Genomic DNA, 20,915 nt, shown 5'->3' with positions numbered 1-20,915 from the left:
ATACAGCTCACCGATCTGGTGTTGCTCATTTAAAAAATACAAAGTACACCGCAGCTCCCAGCATAATGACTGAGAAGGCAAACGTATTGATCAGCCACCTCGGCGTCTTGCCCGGGGCTCTGCCGGAAATGGCCGGTGCATAAATTTGCTGTTTCCACGCGGCCAGTGCCTCCCTGGACCCCGAAAATTCTCCTTGGATTGCTGTGCGCAGCCATGGGGCATACGGCTTCAGCCTCGGGCTCCGGCCGATCAGGGTGAGCAGCTCCGAGCGGTTCCGCGTCTGCGGAAGCAGCTGGGCGCAGGCCGCCTTCAGTCCCTCTTCATTCAGAAGCTGGATCATCAGCACGGCAAAAGCGAACAAGTCGTAAGCTTCATCGCTGCTGCGGCTGCCGGCATTCCAGTAACCCCGGTCATACCATTCCGTGAACTGCTTGACGCTGCGTCCGATTTTACTGACGCCGCCGTAATCGATCAATTCCACCTGCCCATAATCCGATACCATGACATTGTCGGGCTTAAGGTCTCCGAATATGAACCCGAGCCGATGCAGGCCGGTCAGCTTTTCGAGCAGCCGCAGCCCTGTAATTCCAACCCATTCCTCGCCCCGCCGGCGGATAAAATGATGGATCGGATTCCCCTCAATATAACGCATCACGTAGAATGGCACTTCTTTACCCATCCCCGTAAAATCATCCACTTCCAGCAGAAACGGAGTTTTGAAGCTCCCCTTCAGCCCGTCCTGGCGCCTGCTCTGTGACTGCAATGAGGTCAGCACATTGATCTCCGACTGCAGATCCAGTGTGTCATACCCCATTTTCAGCGCGTACAAATTCCGGTATCCGGCCTTGTGAACGAGGTACACGATGCCATTGCCGCCCTGTCCAAGCACTCGCCGGATCACAAAGCGGTTATTATGCCATTTTCCCGTAATTACCGTTCCGGCCGGATATGCCGGTCTAGACGACGTAGTCACCGAGCATCCCTTCTCCTTCTCCGTCATTTCCCCGCCAGGTTTGTCCGTCTAGTGTACCATAACGGAAGAAATCAATCACCTTCAGAATCGCCGGTCCGGTTGGCGTGGCCCCTTTCATTTGGATTCGTTGGAACAAGTTACGCACTCCGCCAAGATCCTGGATCCAGTCGGAGTCCATGACGGCATCCTCTCCGCTGTTCCGTCCGGGAAAATGGAATACAGCCAGTTCACTTAGGCCTTCCCTGGCCTGCAGGCTGAGCATCAAATCCCGAATGGCGTCCTCGACCGCAGCCAGCTTCGGCTTCATACTGGCACTGGCATCAATCAACAGGGCGACCTGAAGCGGTGTCGTTTCGGTCAGCTCATCCACGACTTGAACTACCTGAGACCGCTGCTGGGGCGGAAGCTCCTCCAGGGATCCGTCCCCCAAAATCGTCTTTAACTCCTTATTAACCGCCTGCTGTATCGTCTGAACCACCGTTTTGCGCGTCATCATCTGCATCGTTTGAGCCAGCTGCCTAGTCCCCACGATGCGGCTCACCCCCCCGCCGGCCTTGGCAATTTCAGCAATTTCCAAGCTGCCAAGCTCCCCAATCGTTCCGTAATCGATCACACCGGCGACATTTACCGTAATTCCCTCCTGCAGCGCATGAGCTGCGGCCATGACCGGGCTTGCCCCGACATTGGAACAACCGTCCGTAATTAATAAAATTTGTTTCATGATGGCATCATTCCTCCCAAAAGTGTCTATCACCCTTTAGGTTCTAGTATTTCCACTTTTGAGAGATTCAAACGGCTGCCCGGCCTCTCCATCCCATTTCCCGGGCAATGGGACGGATAACAACTAGTTATACATATTCACCTCCGATCGTGATCCGGCAATGCGGTCAGCTGACCGTGCGCGGCCGCTCCATGCGGTCGACGCCCGGCACATGCAGGGTAGCCCACTCAGGCTGGTAATGCTCTACCTTTCCGACAACGACGGTCATGTCGTCATGAATTTGATTTTGCTGGTAACGAATCACTTTCTCGAGCAGGCAGTCGGCAATATGCTGCGGATCGTTACTTTCGATCTCCTGCAGCATCCGCTTCATCCACAATTCCTTGTTCACGGCGTAACCCGGCGCATCATAGATGCCGTCCGTCATCATGATAACGATGTCCCCTGCTTGTAGCTTCAAGGTGACCAGGTCCACCTCAATATCCTGAATAATGCCGATCGGCAGGTTGCTGGCCGAGACGGGAATCACTTCATTGCCTCGTTTGATAAAGCTTGGGGCGGAGCCGATTTTCATAAACGTCGTTTCCGCTGTATATTGATCAATCAACGCCATATCCACTGTCGCATAAATCTCCTCCGGGGATCTCAGCATCAGAATGGAATTCACCGATTTGATCGCCAGTTTCTCATCCATGCCCGACTGCAACAGCTGCTCCAAAATGTTCAGCGCGGTGCTGCTCTCCAGTCTCGCCCGCTCTCCGTTGCCCATTCCGTCGCTCAGCGCCACGGCGAAAGTGCCGTTGCCCAGCTCAACCGTACTGAAGCTGTCGCCTGACAGCAGATCTCCTCCTTTGGCGGCCCCGGCCACCCCCGTCGTAATTTCAAACGTTTTGGCCGACCCGAACATCACGGTCGCAAGGCCGTCTTTGGTACTGCTGAACGTTTCATTCAGCACGGCCACATGTTCGTCCAATATATCGGACAGCAGCGGCGCAATAATTTTACGGCATTCATCGTACCCCCTTGTATACGCATGCACAATTTCGATTTCTACATGTCCGGGATCCAGACTGATGATTTCGATCCCCTGGATCGACAGTCCCAGCTTCTCCAACGCGTCCCGAATTTGCTCCTCCTGCCGGTACATCGCTTGTCCTTCCCGCTGAATTTCCTTAGCCAGGTCCTCCATCACCTGGGATACGCCCGATAATTGCTCGGCGACCAATTGACGGCTGTCGTATATTTGCCGTTTCCACTGCATATCATGTTGGTAGAGATGATACTGCTGCTTCATGACATCCACAACGTCGCCGGTTTTGGCGCACATTCTCTTCCATTCCTCCGGAACGTCCTCAGCCGACATCTCCGGATTCTCCTCCACCGAAGTCATCACGTCGGTCATATATTTATAAGTTTGATAGAACTTCGCGTCCCAGCAATGGTTTTTCTTGAAGCAGTTCGCGCACGCCCCTTCCGTCACGGCATTCATAAAATGGTCCATTTCTTCGTTCCGCTTGCTCACCTCCTCCGTGCCGGACACCTGGCCGAAGCTCTGGGACAGCTGACGGAACACCTGCGAGAACTGGGTCACCCGCTCGGCGGTCAGATCCCTTACCCGCTTGGCGTACTCATGCTGCGATTTGCTGTGATCCGTCGTCCCCGGCACATACTTGGAGATCACCGCAATCATCGCTTTCGGGGTCAGCAGAAACAGTCCGATGGCGATACAGGTTTCCCAGGTGGACTGCATGACGTCGCCCGGACCGCTGAAATAGATAGACAGGATGGAAGAGCCCAGCAGCATGCCGATGGATACGGCCCCCTTCCGCCCTTCCCGCAGCATGCCGGCGAGCATCCCGGAAAAAGCGAGCAGGCTCATCTGATAAATGGCCGATATATCCGCCAAGCTCAGAATCAACCCGGTTACGACGCCGACCGAAGCCCCGAGCGGCGCCCCGCCGACCAGCGCAAACACCAGGATCAGGTACCTGGAGAGGACATGCTCCACGGACAAATTATATATACTCCAACCCACCGCACCCGTCATGACGGAAGCAAGCAGGATAATCAGGCATAGAATTTCTTCATTTTTCAGCTGATAGTTCTTTTTCCTGTACGTAAACACCGGAATCGCCTGGATGAACACGAGCGTCAGCACAAAGCTGAGTACGGCGTCGACAGTGGTCATCATCAGGGAATACCATGTAAACGGCGGACCGATCAGCACCATGAATATTTTGACGCAGAAGGCGGATACGAACACCATCAGCGGGGCGTAAGATAACTCGGCATGGTCAAAGGCGTTCAGCCCTTTATACATCAGGTGGAAGATGATGAGTTCGGCCGCGATGATCAGCGGTGCCGGAAACGGAGCAAACAGGGAGCCCAGGATTACGGCCATCCCCACCGGCAGGATGTAATCCCTCCGCATGAAGGCGATGACTGCAAAAAAGGCGACCGCAAACGGCGACAGCTCGTCCAGTATCATGGCTTTTCCGAGTAAGAAGCCCATAAAAGTCAGCAGCAGCATCCACTTCTTTGCTGCGAGGAACTGCATCGGCCGCTGCACGGCCGACATGTTCCGGATCCGTTCCGACCAGCTCATTCCGTCCACGACCGCTTCCCCCTTTGCCGATTTCATGACAGGTACGTCCATCACATTCCATTTTTCCATGAGCTTGGCACCACCATTTCGTAGGATTTGTTGGTACCCATTATAGAACCGGTGAAACATGAAAGTTTGTCAGAACAGCGGACAAGCGCCCAAGAAATTTCCGACAAAAAAGCCTGCGTTCCCGAATGATCGGAAATCCGGGTCGACTGGTTGTCCCCCAACACTTCCAGGCCGTTTCCAGCGGGTTCGATCCGGGGTAATCTCCCGAATAAAATCACCGCTTCGGCTAGCGATTGCGACAGAGATAGCTGGAATGGCGTTGGATGCTGTCGGTAATTTCTTGCAGAACGACAAAATTACCGAATGCCGCCCTTGATGGGAAGAAGACTGCAGAACAGTGCCTGGCCCGCAGCAAAAACAAAAAAACCGCAGAAGGCTTGGCGCCCTCTACGGTTATCTGCTTCATACGGTTATCGTATGCTCTAATCTGTTAGTAAAAATTACATGCGTTTCGCGCCACGGCCTCCGCGCTTGGATTCCGTGTTCTTCTTGATCGACGATATGCGCTCCTCGCTGTCTTTTAGGAAACGAGACATTTTATCCTCGAATGAAGTCTTGTTGGCCGCAGGCTTAAACGGACGCCCGCCACGTTCACGATTGTAACCTCCACCACCGCCACCGCCAAAACGGTCTCCGCCGCCTCCACCGGTACGTTCCGGTCTTGGTCCTCTTGGAGGCCGAGCTTCGGATGCCGGCTTATCAACAGCTTGTTTGATGGAAAGCCCGATCTTGCCGTCCTTATCGACATTGATCACCTTCACTGTCACAACATCATTGATCTTCAGGTGATCGTTGACATCCTTGACGTAATTATCGGCGATTTCCGAGATGTGAACGAGACCCGTGACACCTCCTGACAGATCCACAAATGCTCCAAAATGCGTTATGCCTGTCACCTTGCCTTCTAACTTGGTGCCCACTTCGATTGCCATAGAATAAAATGATCCTCCCTTAAAAATATACAACAAGATTTAATAAAACCTTGGCTGTGGTGATTTGATTATACATAAAGCGTAAACCCAGGTCAACTGAGTAATAACCCACTTCAGCGCCTATATTAAGGGCTGGTGGATTCCGCATGAATCGGAGTTTCCCCCGGCAAATACAGACCATATTTCTTCCTTGCCAACTGTCCGATATACTCCGGATCGTTCAGCCGTTTCACGTCCCGCTCGAGCTGTGCCTTCGTCTGTGTGGTCTGTGCCTCCAGCTTCAGCTTCTTCGACAGCTCGGAACTCTTGTCCGCAATTTGCGAATTCTGGTCAATAAAGGTATAACCTGCCCACCCCATAAACAGAATCATGAAAGTCAGCCATAAAAAAATCCGCCTCCGTGCGCCAGCATGATGACCGGCAGGCTGCTTGTCATTCTTTTGTGTAGTCTGCGGACGGGTTTGGGCTGGTGATGCAGCGTATTTTCCCATGAATGCCTCCTCTTTACAAATACGGAAATCGTTGCGTAACGGGCCGTTCCTAAGCCTTGTCTACTCCTTGGAGAACCATCGCTTCCACAGCTCTGCAGCTGCGGTGAGAAACTTCCTGAACCACTCGGGCATCTTCAGACGGGAGGTGATGGGGCGGAGCATCCATTGAAGCAGCTTCCAGAAAGGCGTGAGACAGCGCAGGATCACGTGGAGGAGAAACATCAGGAGGCTGCCGAGCATGACGGCAATCCACTTCAACAGTTTCAAGATCGCACGGATCGGAGCCCAGACGAGCGCCCGAAACAAACGCTTGACCACATCAATCACGTAACGTACTGTCCTTATTAACATTACCACAAAACGCTGGGTTGTAACACTCAAGATTAAAAAATATACCCATACCCCAATAAAGAGTCCCACAAATACATAAAACCGAAGCTGGCCGTAATTGCTGATATACAGCATCCGAAACACAAACAGGGCCGCAGCGCTCCAGTACAGCACGTCCAATACATGAAGGGTCCATTTCGGAAAGTGGAGCTGGCCCGACAGCACCCGGTAACTGTCATAGGCCACCCCCAACGCCGCTCCCGAGAACAGCATCCACAGCAGGGTAATCCATTGAATCTGTGGACTCATTTAAACAGCTTGCCGAGCATTCCTTTGTTTTTGCCGTGCGAACCGGGATCCAAATAAACCAGGGAATTCACGTGGCCCTCGATCGAGAGCAGGCCTTCTTCCAGGTTTAAATTTTTAATATGTAAATTCTGGCCTTTGATGGTCAGGTGCCCTAGCTCGGTTTGGAGCAGAAACTCCTCGCTGTCAAAACTCTCCACATTGTTTACCCCCGTCAGGTGCAGCTGCTTGCGATTCAGCATATGCAATTCATGCTGCTTGTTTTTCGCTTGCTCGATCATGGCATGTACCCCTCCTTCTTAACAATAGCTTATGGAGCGGTTTCGGGGTTTAGAACCAGCCCTGCCGGGTGAAACGGAGGAACTTTACGCATGAGCTGAACATCGTGCCAAGTTAAAAAGGCATCCCCCGATCGTGATCGGAAGATGCCTCTAATGTGCTGCTGTATATGCCTTCTGGAATGCCCGCTTACCAGTTCAGACCGTTATCTTTGGCGATCGGTTCTTCCTTGACCAAGGTGTACAGGCTGTTCGCCTCGTCCTTGCGGGTCGTTTCGGCAAGCCGCTCCACCTTCACGGTGACCAGCTTCTGGCCGAACTGGACGGTGATCTCATCGCCCACCTTGACCGTGCTGCTGGGCTTGGCTTCCCTGCCGTTAATGAGGACCCTTCCCTGATCGGAGACGTCCTTCGCAACGGTACGCCGCTTAATTAACCTTGATACCTTAAGGAATTTGTCGACGCGCATCTTATTTTACGGCTTCTTTAAGCTTGTTGCCCGCTTTGAAAGCAGGAACGTTGGATTCCGGAATTTCGATGGTTTTGCCGGTTTGCGGGTTGCGGCCTGTACGACCGGAACGCTTGCGGGTTTCAAAAGTGCCGAAGCCGATCAGCTGAACTTTTTCACCGCTTGCCAGAGCTTCCTCAATTTCACCCAGGAAACCGTTCAGAACGGACTCCACGTCTTTTTTAGTCAAACCGCTTTTCGTGGAAATGTTGTTGATCAGATCTGTCTTGTTCATAAATTATAATCCTCCCAATATACAAAGAAATAAGTATTGGCGCGGTAGAGGAGCTTAGCCCCAAATCATACCGCTTTTGGCGCGTTCTGTATGGTATTCTTGCTGTGCCGCCCGAATTCCTGCCTCAATCCGCCAATTTTTTATAATTTCCGAGGAAATCCCTGTAAAAAGAGCTGCTGGGTGTCATCTAACGGAAATTTTGCGCGAAATCGGAACCATGAAATACGAAAGTCATTCATTCCTGTTCGCTAAAAGGGCTTCACTTCGCAGGCATTGAAGGCGCCCTCCGTCCCTCCGGGGACCGGAGATTTCATATCATACCTCATTTTTGGCCCGTTGCCAAATTTCCTCCATCTCATCCAGGCTGGCTTCCTGCAGTGTTTTGCCTTCTGCGTGCAGCACATCCTCGATATAACGGAATCGGCTGACGAACTTGCGGTTCGTTCTCGACAGCGCTTCTTCCGGATCGGCATCCAGGAACCGGGCCGCGTTCGCCGCCGCAAACAGAAGGTCACCCAGCTCGCCTACCTGCTCGTCGACGCTCTGTCCCTCGGCCACGGCCTGCCGCAGCTCTCCGAGCTCCTCCTCGATCTTGTCGAATACGCCCTCGATGGAATCCCAGTCGAACCCGACCTTGGATGCCTTCTTCTGAAGCTTATAAGCCTTCATGAGCGCCGGCAGGTCTCTTGGAATCCCGTCCAGGGCGGACGCCTTCTCGGGCTCGATGCCTTTACGGCGTTTCTCCTCGGCCTTCATGGCATCCCAGTTCTGCAGGGCGGCTTCCGCATCCTTGGCCTTGTTCTCGCCGAACACATGCGGATGGCGGAAAATCAGCTTGTCATTCAACCCTTGAATGACGTCGAACACGCTGAAAGTGCCTTCCTCTTCCTCCATTTGCGAATGCAGCATGATCTGCAGCAGCAAATCGCCAAGCTCCTCCTGCATATGCTCAGGGTCATCGTCATCGATGGTCTCCAGCACCTCGTAGGTTTCCTCGATGAGATTTTTCCGGATCGACGCATGCGTCTGTTCCCGGTCCCACGGACAGCCCTCCGGACTGCGGAGGATGCCGACGATTTCATGAAGCCGGGCGAAGGTCCGCTGGCGCAGGCTCTCGTCGTCGCTTCTTGGGACGTACACGAGCGAGAGGTTACCGTAACCAAGGGCACGGTCAAGCTCATACAGTGGAACCTGAAGCACCTGCTCCTCCCCTTCGACACCAAGCGCATGTCCGACAACGACCTGGTAATCGTCAGGATAGAGCTCCATGAGGCACAGCTTCACCTCGGAAGCCGTAAACTCGTCGTATACCTGCCCGATTACGGTGTGCAGTTGAGGCTGCAGCATGCTGCTGCGAATGCCGGTGGAATCGAGAAGCTGAAAGCCTTCGATCGGATCAAAACCGAGTCGGATAAAGGCTTCGTCGAGAAAGGATTCCCCGCCCAAAATTTCAAGGGAGATCCCCTTCTGCGGGCAGTGCTCCCTCAGGAGCTGAACGGTGGACTCCGCCACCATCGGATGCCCGGGCACCGCATAGACGATCACGCTCTGTTCATCGCCAGCCGAAGCCAGCTCCAGCAGCCGGTCTGCGATGGAGGCGTACACCTCCGGAAACGAATCATGCGCTTCGTAGATGTGGTCAAACGAACTGACTACGAGCTTCAGCTCCTCCAGCATCGACATGACCGGATGCTCTTTCGTTCTGACGTAGATTTGTGATGCCTGCTGCAATGTCTTCACAATACCCATCGTCAGCCGATCCGGGTTGCCCGAACCGAGACCGACAACCTTCAGTACTGCGCTCATATGTCATTCCTCCGCTCTATTTCCCATTCTTCCGGGAATGGGGCATAAATATACTATATCACGGTTTCTTTTTTAAAAGAAAACCAGAAGCGCAAGAGAGTCCCCGCATGGCCCGGCCCTTTACTGAAGCTAGTTCAGCGGATCCTTTAATCCTTCGCCTTCTATCATTTTCCCTCTATGACGGCCAAAAACAGAAGATTCCCCAGTCCCCTGCGGTTATTACCGCAGCAGCCGAACCCGCTTCAGTAAGGCGGTCAGCGGACGGCCGATCTTCGGCAGCATCGCAAGCTCCTCTTCGGTAAGGAGCTTGGTCAGCACGGCGCCGGCGAGGAACACGGCGCCCCCGGCCGCGGCACCGGCAACACTTGCCGCGGCGGCCACGAGGCGGGCGGGCAGCCCGAGCGCGGACAGCAACGCGTCCGCCGCGAGCGCCGCAGCGCCCGCCACCACGGCCATGCCGGCCAGCATCAGCGCCGGCTTGGCCAAGGCGGCACCGGCGCGAATGCGCAAGCCGGTGCTGCGGGCCAGCAGCGCGATGTTGAGCGCTGCCGCCAGGAAGTGCGCGGCCACGCCGGCGATGGCCGCGCCGGTAATGCCCAGTTGCGGAACCAGCAGCAGGTTCAGCAGCGTCTTCGCCGCTGCCGCGGCCAGCAGGTGCACGGCCGGCGCACGCACGATGCCGACGCCCTGCAGGAGCGCGGCTGAAATGATGCTGAGCGCGCTGCCGACGGCGGTGAAGGCGATCCAGCGCATGACGTCGCTGCCCGCCGTGTCCTGGTACAGCGCGATATTCAGGGGATCGGCCAGAATGGCAATCCCCACCGATGCGGCAAGTCCCAGCAGCCAGAACCAGCGCAGGGACAGCCGGGTACGCTCGCTCACCAGCTCGCGGTCGCCTCTCGCCTTGGCCTCCGCCAAAGCGGGGATGAACAGCACCGACAACGACGTAGCCAGCATCGTTACCAGCTGGACGATGGGAATGCCGCGGTTGTAGATGCCGAACTGGATCATGGCCCCCGCCTCGCCGGCGCCTCCGGCTTTGAGCAGCCGCGGTACGGTAAAGCTGTCCACCATGCCGATTAAAGGCACGGCCAGTGAACCCAGGCAGACGGGAATCGCGTACAGCAGGATCCGCTTCAGCAGGCTCCAGCTGCTTTCCCGCCCGGCTTGATGCGGCTGGCCCGTCCGAACGGCAGACTCCTTGTGCGCCGACACGGCAGCGCCTTCTTCGTCGGCAGAGCCACGCCGATTCCGCCGGAACCTGCGCCAATAGCCGAGCATGACGATGAGACCCGCGGCTCCGCCAGCAGCCGATCCCAGCAGTGCCCCTGCTGCGATGGTCTCCGGCTTCGCCCCGATCCCCGTCAGGTAAATCAGCAGCCCGATCATGACGGCGACCCGCGCACACTGCTCCGTGATCTGCGAAACGGCGGTGGGCATCATGTTTTGATATCCCTGAAAAAAGCCGCGCATCCCGGTCATCACCGGCACAAACAGCAGCGCTAAGGACGCCGTTCGCACCGCCGGCACGACGCTGGAATTGTCGATCCAGGTCCCGATAAGCGGAGCGCAGGTGTACACGGCGGCCCCCAGGACGATGCCCAGCAGCGCCAGCAGCACCGAGGACAGCCTCATCACCCGGAGTCCTTCCCCCGTCCCCCGACGGCTTCGTCCTCTGCGACGAATTTCGAGATCGCGGCGGGCAGGCCCGCGAGTGCGATCGTCATCATTAATGAATAGAGCGGATATACCGTGTTATAGATGCCGAACACCGCATCCCCACCCATGTTTTGCAGCGGAATTTTCTGCAGCGTGCCGATCAGTTTCGACAGCACCATAGCCATGCTTAAAATCAAAGCCCCCTGCAGCATCTTCGATGCCGCACCTGTCTGTCTCATCCTCTTCCCTACTTTTTTGCCCGGATTCAACCTCGGTCATTTGGCGTTGCTTCCGTTTTTTTGATACGAATACACCTATTATACCTGAGGAGCGCGGACACAAAAAACTCCCGCCTTCATTCCCGGATCATCCGTGAATATGAAGGGGGAGCTTCGGGTGCTCGAGGAAGAGCCGTACCGGGCTGCCGGATTACTGCTCCATTTGCTTGCCAAGAAAAGCAGCGGCTGTCTCGGACATTTTGACTTCCAGCTGCGACATCTTGGTCGCTTCGTCCTTGCTCAGCAGGATCACTGAACCAATTGGATCTCCGCCGGAAATGATCGGCGCGGCCACAAAGGAGGACAGATTCTCCTGATGGTCCTTGCTGATTTCGTAGCTGCCTTGGTTTGTTTCCAGCAGCGTCTTGCGGCTGTCCATGCAGTTCTCGATCAGGGATCCGATCGGTTTCTCCAAGTATTCCTTCTTGGAGCCGCCTGCAACGGCGATAAAAGTATCGCGGTCGGAAATGATGGTCGTATGTCCGGTGCCTTCATACAACGACTCCGCATATTCCTTGGCGAAATCGCCCAGCTCGCCGATCGGGGAGTATTTCTTCAGAATAACTTCACCATCACGGTCTACAAAAATTTCAAGCGGATCTCCTTCACGGATACGCAGTGTACGTCTGATTTCTTTAGGGATGACCACTCTGCCAAGGTCATCGATACGGCGGACTATTCCAGTAGCTTTCATTAACATGTTGCCCCGCTTTCTAGAGAAGATTTTTCAACTACTGTTCTTATGGGAAGAGGTGAGTCCCAGGAATATAAGTTGTGATATCTGCCCATAGTATTCATCCATTCCCAATTCCTTATACATGATGTTGGAACTATTAGTTGCGGTTGTTCTGCACATTTTATCCAGCTCATTGCCGCAAAAAAAGACGCGGGTCTGGCCCGCGCCTTCCTTCCCGCACACGATTCAATGCGGAATATGGATTATTTGCCCGATCCCTCGCCGGGCTCGGTTACCTTTTCTTCAAAAGTAGTCGTACCTTTATCGGTGGTTTTGGCATCTCCGCTGCTGCTGCCTGTCGTGCCTGTACCGGTGCCGTCTCCGCTTCCGGATGTACCGGAAGTAGAGCCCCCGGAAGGAGTGCCTTTCGTGCCGCTGCCGGACGTTCCCGTTCCGGTTGTTCCCGTGCCGCTCTTGGACGTATCCGCCGTTTTCGGCAGATCAATCTTCTTGATGATCTTCGTCAGATCATTCTGCATAAACTGATCGATCTTCGATGCGCCCAGATTGCTCCGGATCATTTCTTTCTGATCGTTCGTCAGCTTGTCATAAGGCGTGTCCTTTCGGGAATCGACCTTGATAATGCTGTATCCGAGATTGGACTCGACGGGAGCACTGATTTTGTTCAGCGGAAGGGTCAGCACCTGCTCCTTGAACTCCTGCACGCTCCACTGTCCAACGGTAAAGTCTTTGTAGACGCCGCCATTGTCCTTGGAGGAGGAATCATCCGAGTACTTTTTGGCCAGCTCGGCAAAATCTCCCCCTTTGTCCAGCTGCGATTTGACGTCTTTGGCAATCTTCAGCGCATCTTCCTTGGTGCGCTCCTTGTTATTCGAATCGGTTAGCCCGATCAAAATATGATGCACCGTGGCCACCATGAAATCCTGCTTGTTGGCCTCATACTGCTTCTTGATGTCGTCTTCGGTCACTTTGGCGTTCATGTCCTCCATAACCGTCATAACCTGCACCAAATATTGCTTGAGCTCGTCCTCTTTGAGCTTCTGGTCGCCCAGAAGCTGCTTGAACTGGTCATCGCCCACCTGTTTCTTCATTTGGTCAATTTGCTGGCCGGCCTTTTTCTCGCCTTCCTTCTTGGCATCGTCCGTAGCCTTGCCGCTCAAATATTTAAAAGCAATTTTTTGCTTCACCAAATAATCCTGGAAATCGGCCATGTCCATAAATTGGGCATATTCCGGAGACATAAACGTCATGATTTTTTTCTGCGTCTCAAATTCATTCTCCGTAATCTCTCCGCCTTCATAGGTTGCCACCGGTTTACTGGCATCCTTCTCTTTATCGGAGCCGCCTTTCTCGCAGGCTGCCAGCACGGAAAGGGTCAGTACGCACACCAAAGTCAGCAAAATTCCTCTCCATGCTTTTTTCTTATTGAACAACATCCTGAAGTTCCTCCTTCGATTTGAACAGCTCACGGATCGCTTCCAAGAATTGTTCCAGCAGATCGAGCAGCTGCTTGTCATCAAGCCCCTTGCCTTTGATTCGGATCGTCATTTGAGCATCCTGCTCAAATTGTACACGTCTCTCGAAGCGATTGCCAACCTGTGCAAGCTTCGCGGTGCTGACGGCCTTTTCCTGCCCCTCGTAAAATTTGAGGATCAGATCATCCCCACGGCGGTTGATGGAGTCGATGCCGTACATCTTGCCGTATACCTTCAGCCGGGCGACGGTCAGCAGGTTCGTTACCGCCTCAGGCAGTTCCCCAAAGCGGTCCAGCAGCTCATCCTCCAGCTCTTTCCCGTCGTCGAACGAAGAAACTGCCGCCACTTTCTTATAAATTTCAATCTTTTGAATGCTGTCATAAATGTACTCGGACGGCAAATACGCATCGATGCCGATATCGAGCGCGGTATTCCATGTCTTCTCTGGTTCGACCTTTTCTCCGAGAACGGACACCTTCCGCTTCTGGATTTCCTCGGCAAGCATTTGCGAATACAGGTCGAAGCCGACGGAGGCAATAAACCCGTGCTGCTCCGCACCAAGCAGGTTCCCCGCTCCGCGGATCGCCAGGTCGCGCATCGCGATTTTGAAGCCGGAGCCGAGCTCCGTAAACTCCTTGATCGACTGCAGGCGTTTCTCCGCCACCTCGGTCAGCACCTTATCCCGCTGGTACGTAAAATACGCGTACGCAATCCGGTTGGAGCGTCCGACACGGCCGCGCAGCTGATAGAGCTGGGACAGGCCCATTTTGTCAGCATCATGCACGATAAGCGTATTTACGTTCGGAATATCGACACCTGTCTCGATAATGCTCGTGCTGACAAGGACGTCGTATTCCCCGTCCAGAAAGTCGAGAATCGTCTTCTCCAGCTCCGTCTCCGACATTTGCCCGTGGCCTACTCCAACCTTGGCCTCCGGCACCAGCGCCGAAATTTGGGCGGCCATTTCATGAATGCCTTGAACGCGGTTGTACAGATAATACACCTGACCGCCGCGGGCCAGCTCCCGTTCGATGGCTTCCCGCACCAGCGTCTGGCTGTATTCCACGACATACGTCTGCACAGGGAAGCGGTTTTCCGGTGGCGTCTCGATGACAGACAGATCCCGGACTCCCAGCATGGACATATGCAGCGTCCGCGGAATCGGCGTCGCCGTCAGGGTCAGCACGTCGACATTCGTCTTCAGACGCTTCAGCTTCTCCTTATGCGTCACACCGAACCGCTGCTCCTCGTCCACAATCAGGAGGCCCAGATCCTTGAACACCAGATCCTGGGACAACAAGCGGTGCGTCCCGATCACGACGTCGACCGTCCCCTGGCGGATCCCCTTGATCGTTTCGTTCTGCTCTTTCCGCGAACGGAACCGGCTCAGCACCTGGATGTTCATCGGATATCCCGAGAACCGCTCCCGGAACGTCTCATAATGCTGCTGCGCCAGAATCGTCGTCGGCACAAGAACGGCCACCTGCTTGCCCTCCATGGCAGCCTTGAACGCGGCGCGGATCGCCACTTCGGTCTTACCGTAGCCTACGTCTCCGCACAGCAGCCGGTCCATCGGACGGTTCCGCTCCATATCCTTCTTGATCTCTTCGATCGCCCGCAGCTGATCGCGTGTCTCATCGTAAGGGAACATTTCTTCGAATTCCTGCTGCTCGGTCGTGTCCTTCTCAAAGCCGTATCCCGGCGTCGACTGCCGCTCGGCGTACAGCTTGATCAAATCGTCGGCGATGTCCTGTACCGAAGAGCGGACTTTATTTTTAACGCGTGTCCACTCGTTGCCGCCCAGCTTATAGATCTTCGGCTCCTTTTCCTCCGAACCGACGTATTTCTGAATGAGATCGATCTGTTCGATCGGCACGGACAGCTTGTCGCCGCCGGCATACAGGATATGCATATAATCCTTGTGGATACCGTTGATTTCCAGCGTGCCGATACCCATATATTTACCGATGCCGTGGTTTTGATGGACGACATAATCGCCGACCTTCAGCTCGGTATAGCTCTTGATGCGCTCAGCGTTATCAATGTTTTTGCCCAGCTTGCGGATCTTCCGCTGCTTCTGGGAGAACATTTCGCCCTCGGTAATTACCGCCAGATGAATGGACGGCATCTCAAAGCCCGTCTGCAAATTACCCTGCAGCATGATCGGCTCCTCGATGTTATAATCCTGGAGCACCCGCCGCATCCGGTCGAGTCGTTCGTCGCTGCTGGCAAGCATCATCACCTGAACCCCGGACTTATGCCAGCGGTCCATTTCCGCTTTCAGCACGTTCATCTGCCCATGAAAATCCTGCATCCCCCGGCTGATAAAGTTCAGGATGTTCTGAGGCTGGGTATGCGGAACCTGACGCAGGAAAATCGACATGAATATCGTCTGGAACGGACGCTGGTACAGGATCTCGTCGCCGTCAACGGACAAATGCAGCTGCGGCAGCGTCTTTCCGTTCTGCAGCAGATGCAAGTTCCACTCGGATTCGTCGCGCTCCAGCTGTTTGGCTGTTTCAAGAAGGCGCGCCGGCTCGTCGAGAATGAGGACGGTGTCCTTGTGTAAATAGTCGTACAGCGTCTTGCGCTCCGGATAGAGCAGAGAGATATATTTATAGATTTCCGGAAAATAGACATGCTCGCGCAGCAGCTCCATCTCCCGTTTCATTTCTTCCGTTAGACGCAGCTTCGCCTGCCGGTCGGTCATCTTGCCAAGCTGCTCTTCCAGCAGTTGAGCGGTGGCTGCAGCTGCCTGCTCCAGCCTCTGGTGATCGGCGATGATCTCCTTGCATGGCGTAATAGTGACTTCCTTAACTTTATCGATTGACCGCTGATCGGACGGATCAAACGTGCGAATCGAATCGATTTCGTCGTCAAACAGCTCGACGCGGTAGGCCAATAGGGAGGTCATCGGGTAAAAGTCGATAATTCCTCCGCGTACGCTCATTTCGCCCTTGCCTTCGACCCGTTCTACCCGTTCGTATCCCATTTCGATCATTTGGGCCAGGAAAGCTTGGGCGTCCAGTGTGCCTCCATCTTGAATTACAATTTGGGCTTTGGCCATCACTTCCGGGGCAGGCAGAAACCGGCGCACACCCGAAAACGGTGCCACCACAATGCCCGAAAACCCCTGCGCGCACTTCATCAGCACATCAATACGCTGCGCAAGGGTCTCTGGACTGGATACCGCGGATTCGGCTGCCACCAGCTCATTGGCCGGATACAACAGCACACGGTCTGGTGAAAGCGCTTCCTGTAAATCCTCCGCGATTTTCTGGGCGGAAAACATGTTGTGAGTGACGACGAGCATCGGGCGTTTGATTTCTTCAAACAGTGCCGACAGCATAACCTGACGCGCGGACCCCGATAACCCGGAAACGAGCTGTTCCTTCATACCGGCCGATAACCCGGCGGTAATCGACTTCAAATCCGGATCTTTAGAGAAAGCTTCTATAAGTGCATGTAACAAAGGGGGCACCTCTCTTATGCTTACTTGTTATCTTTTGGATGGTAGATTGAATTTTACCATAAAATACCTGACTGCGGTGATTTTTCGCTGTGCTTCATTAAAATATATCTACCGGCAGCGGACCTCGCCTGGTCTTAGGAGACTGAACAAAAGGAATACCCAAAAGAAGCCTCAGCAGCACTGCCAAGGCCCTTCCATTCACGGTATCTGTCCGCATTCTTCGCGGTTCGCGCACAACATTATTGAAGCGGGTTTGCCAACAGGCTCAGCTCCGGATTGTTCTCCAGCGCTTCTCTGCAGTAATCGCAGATCACTTTGACCGTTACGTCGCCGCTTAAATCATACGCTATTATATCTCTACGTTCTGCCGGGGTCAAGGAATGGAACCCCAGCTGGGCGTCGGTAACCAGGGACGAATCTATTTTTCCGAGCGGCGTGCGGCAGTGCCGGCAAATATAATTTATTGCCATCTATATGCCTCCTGAAAGTCGTTTATACTTCAGTATGCCCGAAAAAACGTTCGTTTAGCCCCCCGGTTCCTGCCCCCGAGATCAACCGTTAAACTTGGCCATCGTTTGTTCAAAGGTATGGTTCAGACTGAACTCTGCGGCGTCGCAGGCTTGCTCAATCATCGTCTTCAGCAGCTCGTTCTCCTTTTTCGGAAAATTCGAGAGCACATAGTCGACAATCGCATATCCCGGCTCAGGCCGGGAAATCCCCATCCGAATCCGGTCGAACACCTGCGTTCCCGTATGCTGGATGATCGATTTGATGCCGTTGTGGCCTCCGGCGCTGCCCTGATACCGCAGGCGGATTTTGCCGGTTGCCGTATCCATGTCGTCATAAACGACAATCATGTCCTCGAGCTTAGCCTTGTAATAATCCATATAGGCCCGCACTGCTTCTCCGGACAGGTTCATGTACGTCATAGGCTTGATAAGAACGACCTTGTCGGTTCCGATAAAGCCCTCGCCGATCAGCGCCTTGCATTTGCTTGGCCCAAACTTAATACCATGCCGCTCCGCCAGCGCATCCAGCATCATAAAACCGACGTTGTGGCGCGTTTTTTCATAATTGGATCCCGGATTCCCGAGTCCTACAATCCATTTCATTGCGTTATTCGATCCTCCAAACCGGCCGCTGCCGCTACGCCTGCTGTGCAAGTTAGCATTAGCACCAAATTTTGTTACAATAGAGTATAGGATGCTGCATCGCTTCTTGCCATGGCATCCATGATCACCATAAGAAGGTGGTACGGTTCATGACTGAATTCGGCCAATTGCTTACGCTGCACCGGCACTTTCAGCAGCACCAGATCCACGGCATTCCCGTTCAGGTTCTCCGGCAGGGCGTACACGTGGACATTGGAACGATTACCTCATTCACCAAGCACTTCGTTGAAATTCAAGGTACGCTCTACAACCGGAATTTGTATACGTTTGTGTCGACTCCCGGATATTAAAGAGCATGCGCGAGAAGGGTTATATTTCCTGGAGCCAGGAAACATAACCCTCTCTTTGCATATACCTTCCCTTGCCTTATTCGATTTCAAACAGCTTGCTGATGGACAATTCCTCATGCACACGGATGATGGCTTCACCCATCAACGGAGCTACCGACAGAACTTTAATCTTCTTGCTCGGCTCCGGATGCATAATCGGAATCGTATCCGTCACGATGACTTCGCTGAGCGGAGAATTCTCCAGGCGTTCCATCGCCGGGCCGGAGAAGACGGGATGCGTACAGCAAGCATACACTTCCTTGACGCCGCCTTCCATCAGGGCATTGGCCCCAAGCACGATCGTGCCGGCCGTGTCGATAATGTCATCGATCAAAATGGCCGTTTTGCCTTCGATATGACCAATAATGTTCATGACTTCACTTACGTTCGGTTCCGGACGGCGTTTATCAATGATGGCCAGCGGGGCATTCAGGAAATCAGCCAGTTTTCTGGCACGAACCACACCACCGTGGTCAGGAGACACAACAACCGGATTCTCGATTTGCTTGGAACGGAAATACTGGGCCAGAATCGGCACCCCAAGCAGATGATCAACCGGAATGTCGAAGAAGCCTTGAATCTGCATCGCATGCAGGTCCATCGTGATGACACGGTGGGCACCCGCCTTCTCAATCAGATTCGCAACCAGCTTAGCGGTAATCGGGTCACGGGAACGGGCCTTACGGTCTTGACGCGCATACCCATAATAAGGGATTACGACGTTAATGCTCTTCGCAGAAGCACGCTTCAGCGCATCGACCATGATCAGCAGTTCCATGAGATTGTCATTTACCGGACCGCATGTCGACTGCACGACATAAACGTGGCAGCCGCGAACGCTCTCCGATAATTTTACCTGAATCTCACCATCACTGAAGCTGGTCGTATGCGAATCCCCCATGGGGATGCCGATATAATCCGCAATTTGCTGTGCGAGCTTCGGATTGGAATTGCATGTAAATATTTTTAACTTCGAATCACAATAAGTCATAGAATTAAAACCCTCCGTGCTGGTTCATTGAAATTCTGGCCTGCCTCCATGCCGCTTGAAACCATGTATCTCACACTCCCCGGTAAGATGGGGACGCTTTACGTTTAAACCTGCTGCTTGCTTTCCTTCTTGGCTTTGGCCTTGGAGCGAATTTTCTCGGCATACCCCGGTTTATTCTCCTGGCGTTTTCTGGCGATGGCCAGGTCATTTTCAGGAACCGATTGGGTAATCGTCGAGCCCGCTACTACGTAGGCTCCTTTGCCCACTTTCACCGGAGCCACCAGATTCACATTGCTGCCGATAAAAGCATCATCTTCAATTTCAGTCATAAACTTATTATACCCATCGTAGTTGACCGTTATCGCACCGCAGCCGACATTGACGTTCTTGCCTACCGTCGCGTCTCCGACATAGCTTAGATGCGAAACCTTGGAGCCGTTATCGATCGTTGCATTTTTCACTTCCACAAAATCGCCGATCTTGACGTCTTCTCCAAGCTTGGATTTCGGACGCAGATATGCATACGGGCCTACCGATGTTCTAGAACCCACTTCTGCCTGATCCAGCACCGAATGCTTGATCGTCACGCCGTCGCCGATGACGGAATCGCTGATATCGCTCTGCGGGCCGATCACGCAATCTTCACCGATAACCGTTTTTCCCTTCAGTACCGTGCCGGGATAGATCACGGAGTCGGCTCCAATGGTCACGTCGGCACCGATATACGTTGAAGCGGGATCAATGATCGTGACGCCGTTCAGCATATGACGGATATTAATGCGTTCCCGCATTAATCCTTCAGCCTCTGAAAGTGCACGGCGGTCATTAACGCCGATCGACTCAGCGTAGTCGTCGGTCACATAGCCGAGAACGGTTTCTCCCTCGCCTACAAGAATCCCGATCACGTCCGTTAAATAATATTCCTGCTGGACGTTGTTGTTCGTTACCTTCTCCAAAGCGGCAAACAATTTCGCATTATCAAAAACATAAGTGCCTGTATTGATTTCACGAACCGCATCCTCTTCCGGCGTGCAGTCCTTCTGTTCAACGATACGTAGTACGCTTCCGTCCTCGCTGCGGATCACGCGCCCGTAACCCTGCGGCTGGTCCGTATAGGCAACCAGTACGGTGGCGGCAGCGTTGTTGCTTTCATGCAGCTGCGTCAGTCCCTGCAGTGTCTCGGCCGTGACCAGCGGAGTATCGCCGCAGATGACAATGGTTGAGCCTTCTTCCGAGCCCAGTAAAGCTTTGGCCTGCTTCACCGCATGGCCTGTACCAAGCTGCTGCTCCTGCAGCACGTATTCAGCGGCCTCACCCAGATAAGATTGGACAGCCTCTGCCCCGTGGCCAACGATGACAATGCTCCGTTCGCAGTTCACCTGTTTGACGGTATCCACCACGTGCCCAACCATCGGTTTGCCACAGACGGGATGAAGCACTTTGTATAGTTTGGATTTCATTCGTTTTCCCTGCCCTGCGGCAAGAACAATCGCCATTCTTTTCAAGGATCTTGACCTCCTACTCTAGAACTCGCTCAATACTGAATATATCGTATTATAAGCAAAAAGAAAAGAGAGCCATAGTCCTG

Annotated in this window: 18 protein-coding genes and 1 pseudogene; 1 reads left to right on the top strand and 18 read right to left on the bottom strand. The window is 53.8% G+C overall.

Annotated features, from left to right (window positions below):
* Positions 1-25 precede the first annotated feature (25 nt).
* The 16 genes and pseudogenes from K2F33_RS06780 to pth form a co-directional block, all read right to left on the bottom strand.
* On the bottom strand, positions 26-973 hold the full coding sequence (locus K2F33_RS06780; protein WP_263881293.1) for a serine/threonine protein kinase: 948 nt from the start codon (positions 971-973) through the stop codon (positions 26-28).
* Complete coding sequence (locus K2F33_RS06775; RefSeq protein ID WP_076176676.1) at positions 957-1,694, bottom strand: vWA domain-containing protein; 738 nt, start codon at positions 1,692-1,694, stop codon at positions 957-959. The genes K2F33_RS06780 and K2F33_RS06775 overlap by 17 nt, the downstream gene beginning before the upstream one ends.
* A gap of 166 nt (positions 1,695-1,860) precedes the next feature.
* On the bottom strand, positions 1,861-4,272 hold the full coding sequence (spoIIE, locus tag K2F33_RS06770; protein WP_373309647.1) for a stage II sporulation protein E: 2,412 nt from the start codon (positions 4,270-4,272) through the stop codon (positions 1,861-1,863).
* Between the two features lie 536 nt (positions 4,273-4,808).
* On the bottom strand, positions 4,809-5,300 hold the full coding sequence (locus K2F33_RS06765; protein WP_076176674.1) for a S1 domain-containing RNA-binding protein: 492 nt from the start codon (positions 5,298-5,300) through the stop codon (positions 4,809-4,811).
* A 125-nt stretch (positions 5,301-5,425) separates the two neighbouring features.
* Entirely contained in the window at positions 5,426-5,791 is a 366-nt protein-coding gene (locus K2F33_RS06760; RefSeq protein WP_089549459.1) for an FtsB family cell division protein, read from the bottom strand.
* 60 nt (positions 5,792-5,851) lie between these two features.
* Positions 5,852-6,430 (bottom strand): spore cortex biosynthesis protein YabQ, encoded by a 579-nt coding sequence (yabQ, locus tag K2F33_RS06755; protein ID WP_076176672.1) that lies wholly within the window; start codon positions 6,428-6,430, stop codon positions 5,852-5,854.
* Positions 6,427-6,708 (bottom strand): sporulation protein YabP, encoded by a 282-nt coding sequence (gene yabP, locus K2F33_RS06750; protein WP_076176671.1) that lies wholly within the window; start codon positions 6,706-6,708, stop codon positions 6,427-6,429. The genes yabQ and yabP overlap by 4 nt, the downstream gene beginning before the upstream one ends.
* Before the next feature lie 187 nt (positions 6,709-6,895).
* Positions 6,896-7,174 (bottom strand): RNA-binding S4 domain-containing protein, encoded by a 279-nt coding sequence (locus K2F33_RS06745; RefSeq protein WP_076176670.1) that lies wholly within the window; start codon positions 7,172-7,174, stop codon positions 6,896-6,898.
* A 1-nt stretch (position 7,175) separates the two neighbouring features.
* Positions 7,176-7,448, bottom strand: coding sequence for an HU family DNA-binding protein (locus tag K2F33_RS06740; RefSeq protein WP_076176669.1), 273 nt, complete (start codon positions 7,446-7,448; stop codon positions 7,176-7,178).
* A 315-nt stretch (positions 7,449-7,763) separates the two neighbouring features.
* The gene (mazG, locus tag K2F33_RS06735; RefSeq protein WP_263881292.1) at positions 7,764-9,254 is read right to left on the bottom strand and encodes a bifunctional methyltransferase/pyrophosphohydrolase YabN; all 1,491 of its coding nucleotides are present in this window, start codon (positions 9,252-9,254) and stop codon (positions 7,764-7,766) included.
* Positions 9,255-9,473: 219 nt separating this feature from the next.
* A pseudogene (locus tag K2F33_RS06730) lies at positions 9,474-11,152 on the bottom strand (putative polysaccharide biosynthesis protein).
* A gap of 190 nt (positions 11,153-11,342) precedes the next feature.
* Complete coding sequence (spoVT, locus tag K2F33_RS06725; RefSeq protein WP_076176700.1) at positions 11,343-11,885, bottom strand: stage V sporulation protein T; 543 nt, start codon at positions 11,883-11,885, stop codon at positions 11,343-11,345.
* 245 nt (positions 11,886-12,130) lie between these two features.
* The gene (locus tag K2F33_RS06720; RefSeq protein WP_212986135.1) at positions 12,131-13,324 is read right to left on the bottom strand and encodes a peptidylprolyl isomerase; all 1,194 of its coding nucleotides are present in this window, start codon (positions 13,322-13,324) and stop codon (positions 12,131-12,133) included.
* Complete coding sequence (gene mfd / locus K2F33_RS06715; RefSeq protein ID WP_076176665.1) at positions 13,311-16,835, bottom strand: transcription-repair coupling factor; 3,525 nt, start codon at positions 16,833-16,835, stop codon at positions 13,311-13,313. The genes K2F33_RS06720 and mfd overlap by 14 nt, the downstream gene beginning before the upstream one ends.
* A 239-nt stretch (positions 16,836-17,074) precedes the next feature.
* Positions 17,075-17,305: an anti-sigma-F factor Fin gene (locus tag K2F33_RS06710; RefSeq protein ID WP_076176664.1), complete on the bottom strand. Its 231-nt coding sequence runs from the start codon at positions 17,303-17,305 to the stop codon at positions 17,075-17,077.
* 81 nt (positions 17,306-17,386) lie between these two features.
* On the bottom strand, positions 17,387-17,947 hold the full coding sequence (gene pth, locus K2F33_RS06705; protein ID WP_076176663.1) for an aminoacyl-tRNA hydrolase: 561 nt from the start codon (positions 17,945-17,947) through the stop codon (positions 17,387-17,389).
* 149 nt (positions 17,948-18,096) lie between these two features.
* Between pth and K2F33_RS06700 the strand changes: the two genes are divergently transcribed.
* Positions 18,097-18,297, top strand: a complete 201-nt coding sequence (locus K2F33_RS06700; RefSeq protein ID WP_076176662.1) for a hypothetical protein — start codon at positions 18,097-18,099, stop codon at positions 18,295-18,297.
* A 76-nt stretch (positions 18,298-18,373) separates the two neighbouring features.
* Here K2F33_RS06700 and K2F33_RS06695 read toward each other — a convergent pair whose 3' ends face one another.
* On the bottom strand, positions 18,374-19,327 hold the full coding sequence (locus K2F33_RS06695) for a ribose-phosphate diphosphokinase (RefSeq protein WP_076176661.1): 954 nt from the start codon (positions 19,325-19,327) through the stop codon (positions 18,374-18,376).
* Positions 19,328-19,431: 104 nt separating this feature from the next.
* Positions 19,432-20,823: a bifunctional UDP-N-acetylglucosamine diphosphorylase/glucosamine-1-phosphate N-acetyltransferase GlmU gene (glmU, locus tag K2F33_RS06690; protein ID WP_163883102.1), complete on the bottom strand. Its 1,392-nt coding sequence runs from the start codon at positions 20,821-20,823 to the stop codon at positions 19,432-19,434.
* Between the last annotated feature and the right edge of the window lie 92 nt (positions 20,824-20,915).

Source organism: Paenibacillus sp. PSB04 (assembly GCF_025809195.1).
Lineage (GTDB): Bacteria > Bacillota > Bacilli > Paenibacillales > Paenibacillaceae > Paenibacillus_AQ > Paenibacillus_AQ favisporus.
This window is presented reverse-complemented; position numbering and strand designations above follow the sequence as displayed.

What these genes read in the sequence shown, in the direction of transcription:
- K2F33_RS06775 (WP_076176676.1), bottom strand. Translation starts at nt 1,694, where the DNA reads ATGAAACAAATTTTATTAATTACGGACGGTTGTTCCAATGTCGGGGCA.
- spoIIE (WP_373309647.1), bottom strand. Translation starts at nt 4,272, where the DNA reads ATGTCGGCCGTGCAGCGGCCGATGCAGTTCCTCGCAGCAAAGAAGTGG.
- K2F33_RS06765 (WP_076176674.1), bottom strand. Translation starts at nt 5,300, where the DNA reads ATGGCAATCGAAGTGGGCACCAAGTTAGAAGGCAAGGTGACAGGCATA.
- K2F33_RS06760 (WP_089549459.1), bottom strand. Translation starts at nt 5,791, where the DNA reads ATGGGAAAATACGCTGCATCACCAGCCCAAACCCGTCCGCAGACTACA.
- yabQ (WP_076176672.1), bottom strand. Translation starts at nt 6,430, where the DNA reads ATGAGTCCACAGATTCAATGGATTACCCTGCTGTGGATGCTGTTCTCG.
- yabP (WP_076176671.1), bottom strand. Translation starts at nt 6,708, where the DNA reads ATGATCGAGCAAGCGAAAAACAAGCAGCATGAATTGCATATGCTGAAT.
- K2F33_RS06745 (WP_076176670.1), bottom strand. Translation starts at nt 7,174, where the DNA reads ATGCGCGTCGACAAATTCCTTAAGGTATCAAGGTTAATTAAGCGGCGT.
- K2F33_RS06740 (WP_076176669.1), bottom strand. Translation starts at nt 7,448, where the DNA reads ATGAACAAGACAGATCTGATCAACAACATTTCCACGAAAAGCGGTTTG.
- mazG (WP_263881292.1), bottom strand. Translation starts at nt 9,254, where the DNA reads ATGAGCGCAGTACTGAAGGTTGTCGGTCTCGGTTCGGGCAACCCGGAT.
- spoVT (WP_076176700.1), bottom strand. Translation starts at nt 11,885, where the DNA reads ATGAAAGCTACTGGAATAGTCCGCCGTATCGATGACCTTGGCAGAGTG.
- K2F33_RS06720 (WP_212986135.1), bottom strand. Translation starts at nt 13,324, where the DNA reads ATGTTGTTCAATAAGAAAAAAGCATGGAGAGGAATTTTGCTGACTTTG.
- K2F33_RS06710 (WP_076176664.1), bottom strand. Translation starts at nt 17,305, where the DNA reads ATGGCAATAAATTATATTTGCCGGCACTGCCGCACGCCGCTCGGAAAA.
- pth (WP_076176663.1), bottom strand. Translation starts at nt 17,947, where the DNA reads ATGAAATGGATTGTAGGACTCGGGAATCCGGGATCCAATTATGAAAAA.
- K2F33_RS06700 (WP_076176662.1), top strand. Translation starts at nt 18,097, where the DNA reads ATGACTGAATTCGGCCAATTGCTTACGCTGCACCGGCACTTTCAGCAG.
- K2F33_RS06695 (WP_076176661.1), bottom strand. Translation starts at nt 19,327, where the DNA reads ATGACTTATTGTGATTCGAAGTTAAAAATATTTACATGCAATTCCAAT.
- glmU (WP_163883102.1), bottom strand. Translation starts at nt 20,823, where the DNA reads ATGGCGATTGTTCTTGCCGCAGGGCAGGGAAAACGAATGAAATCCAAA.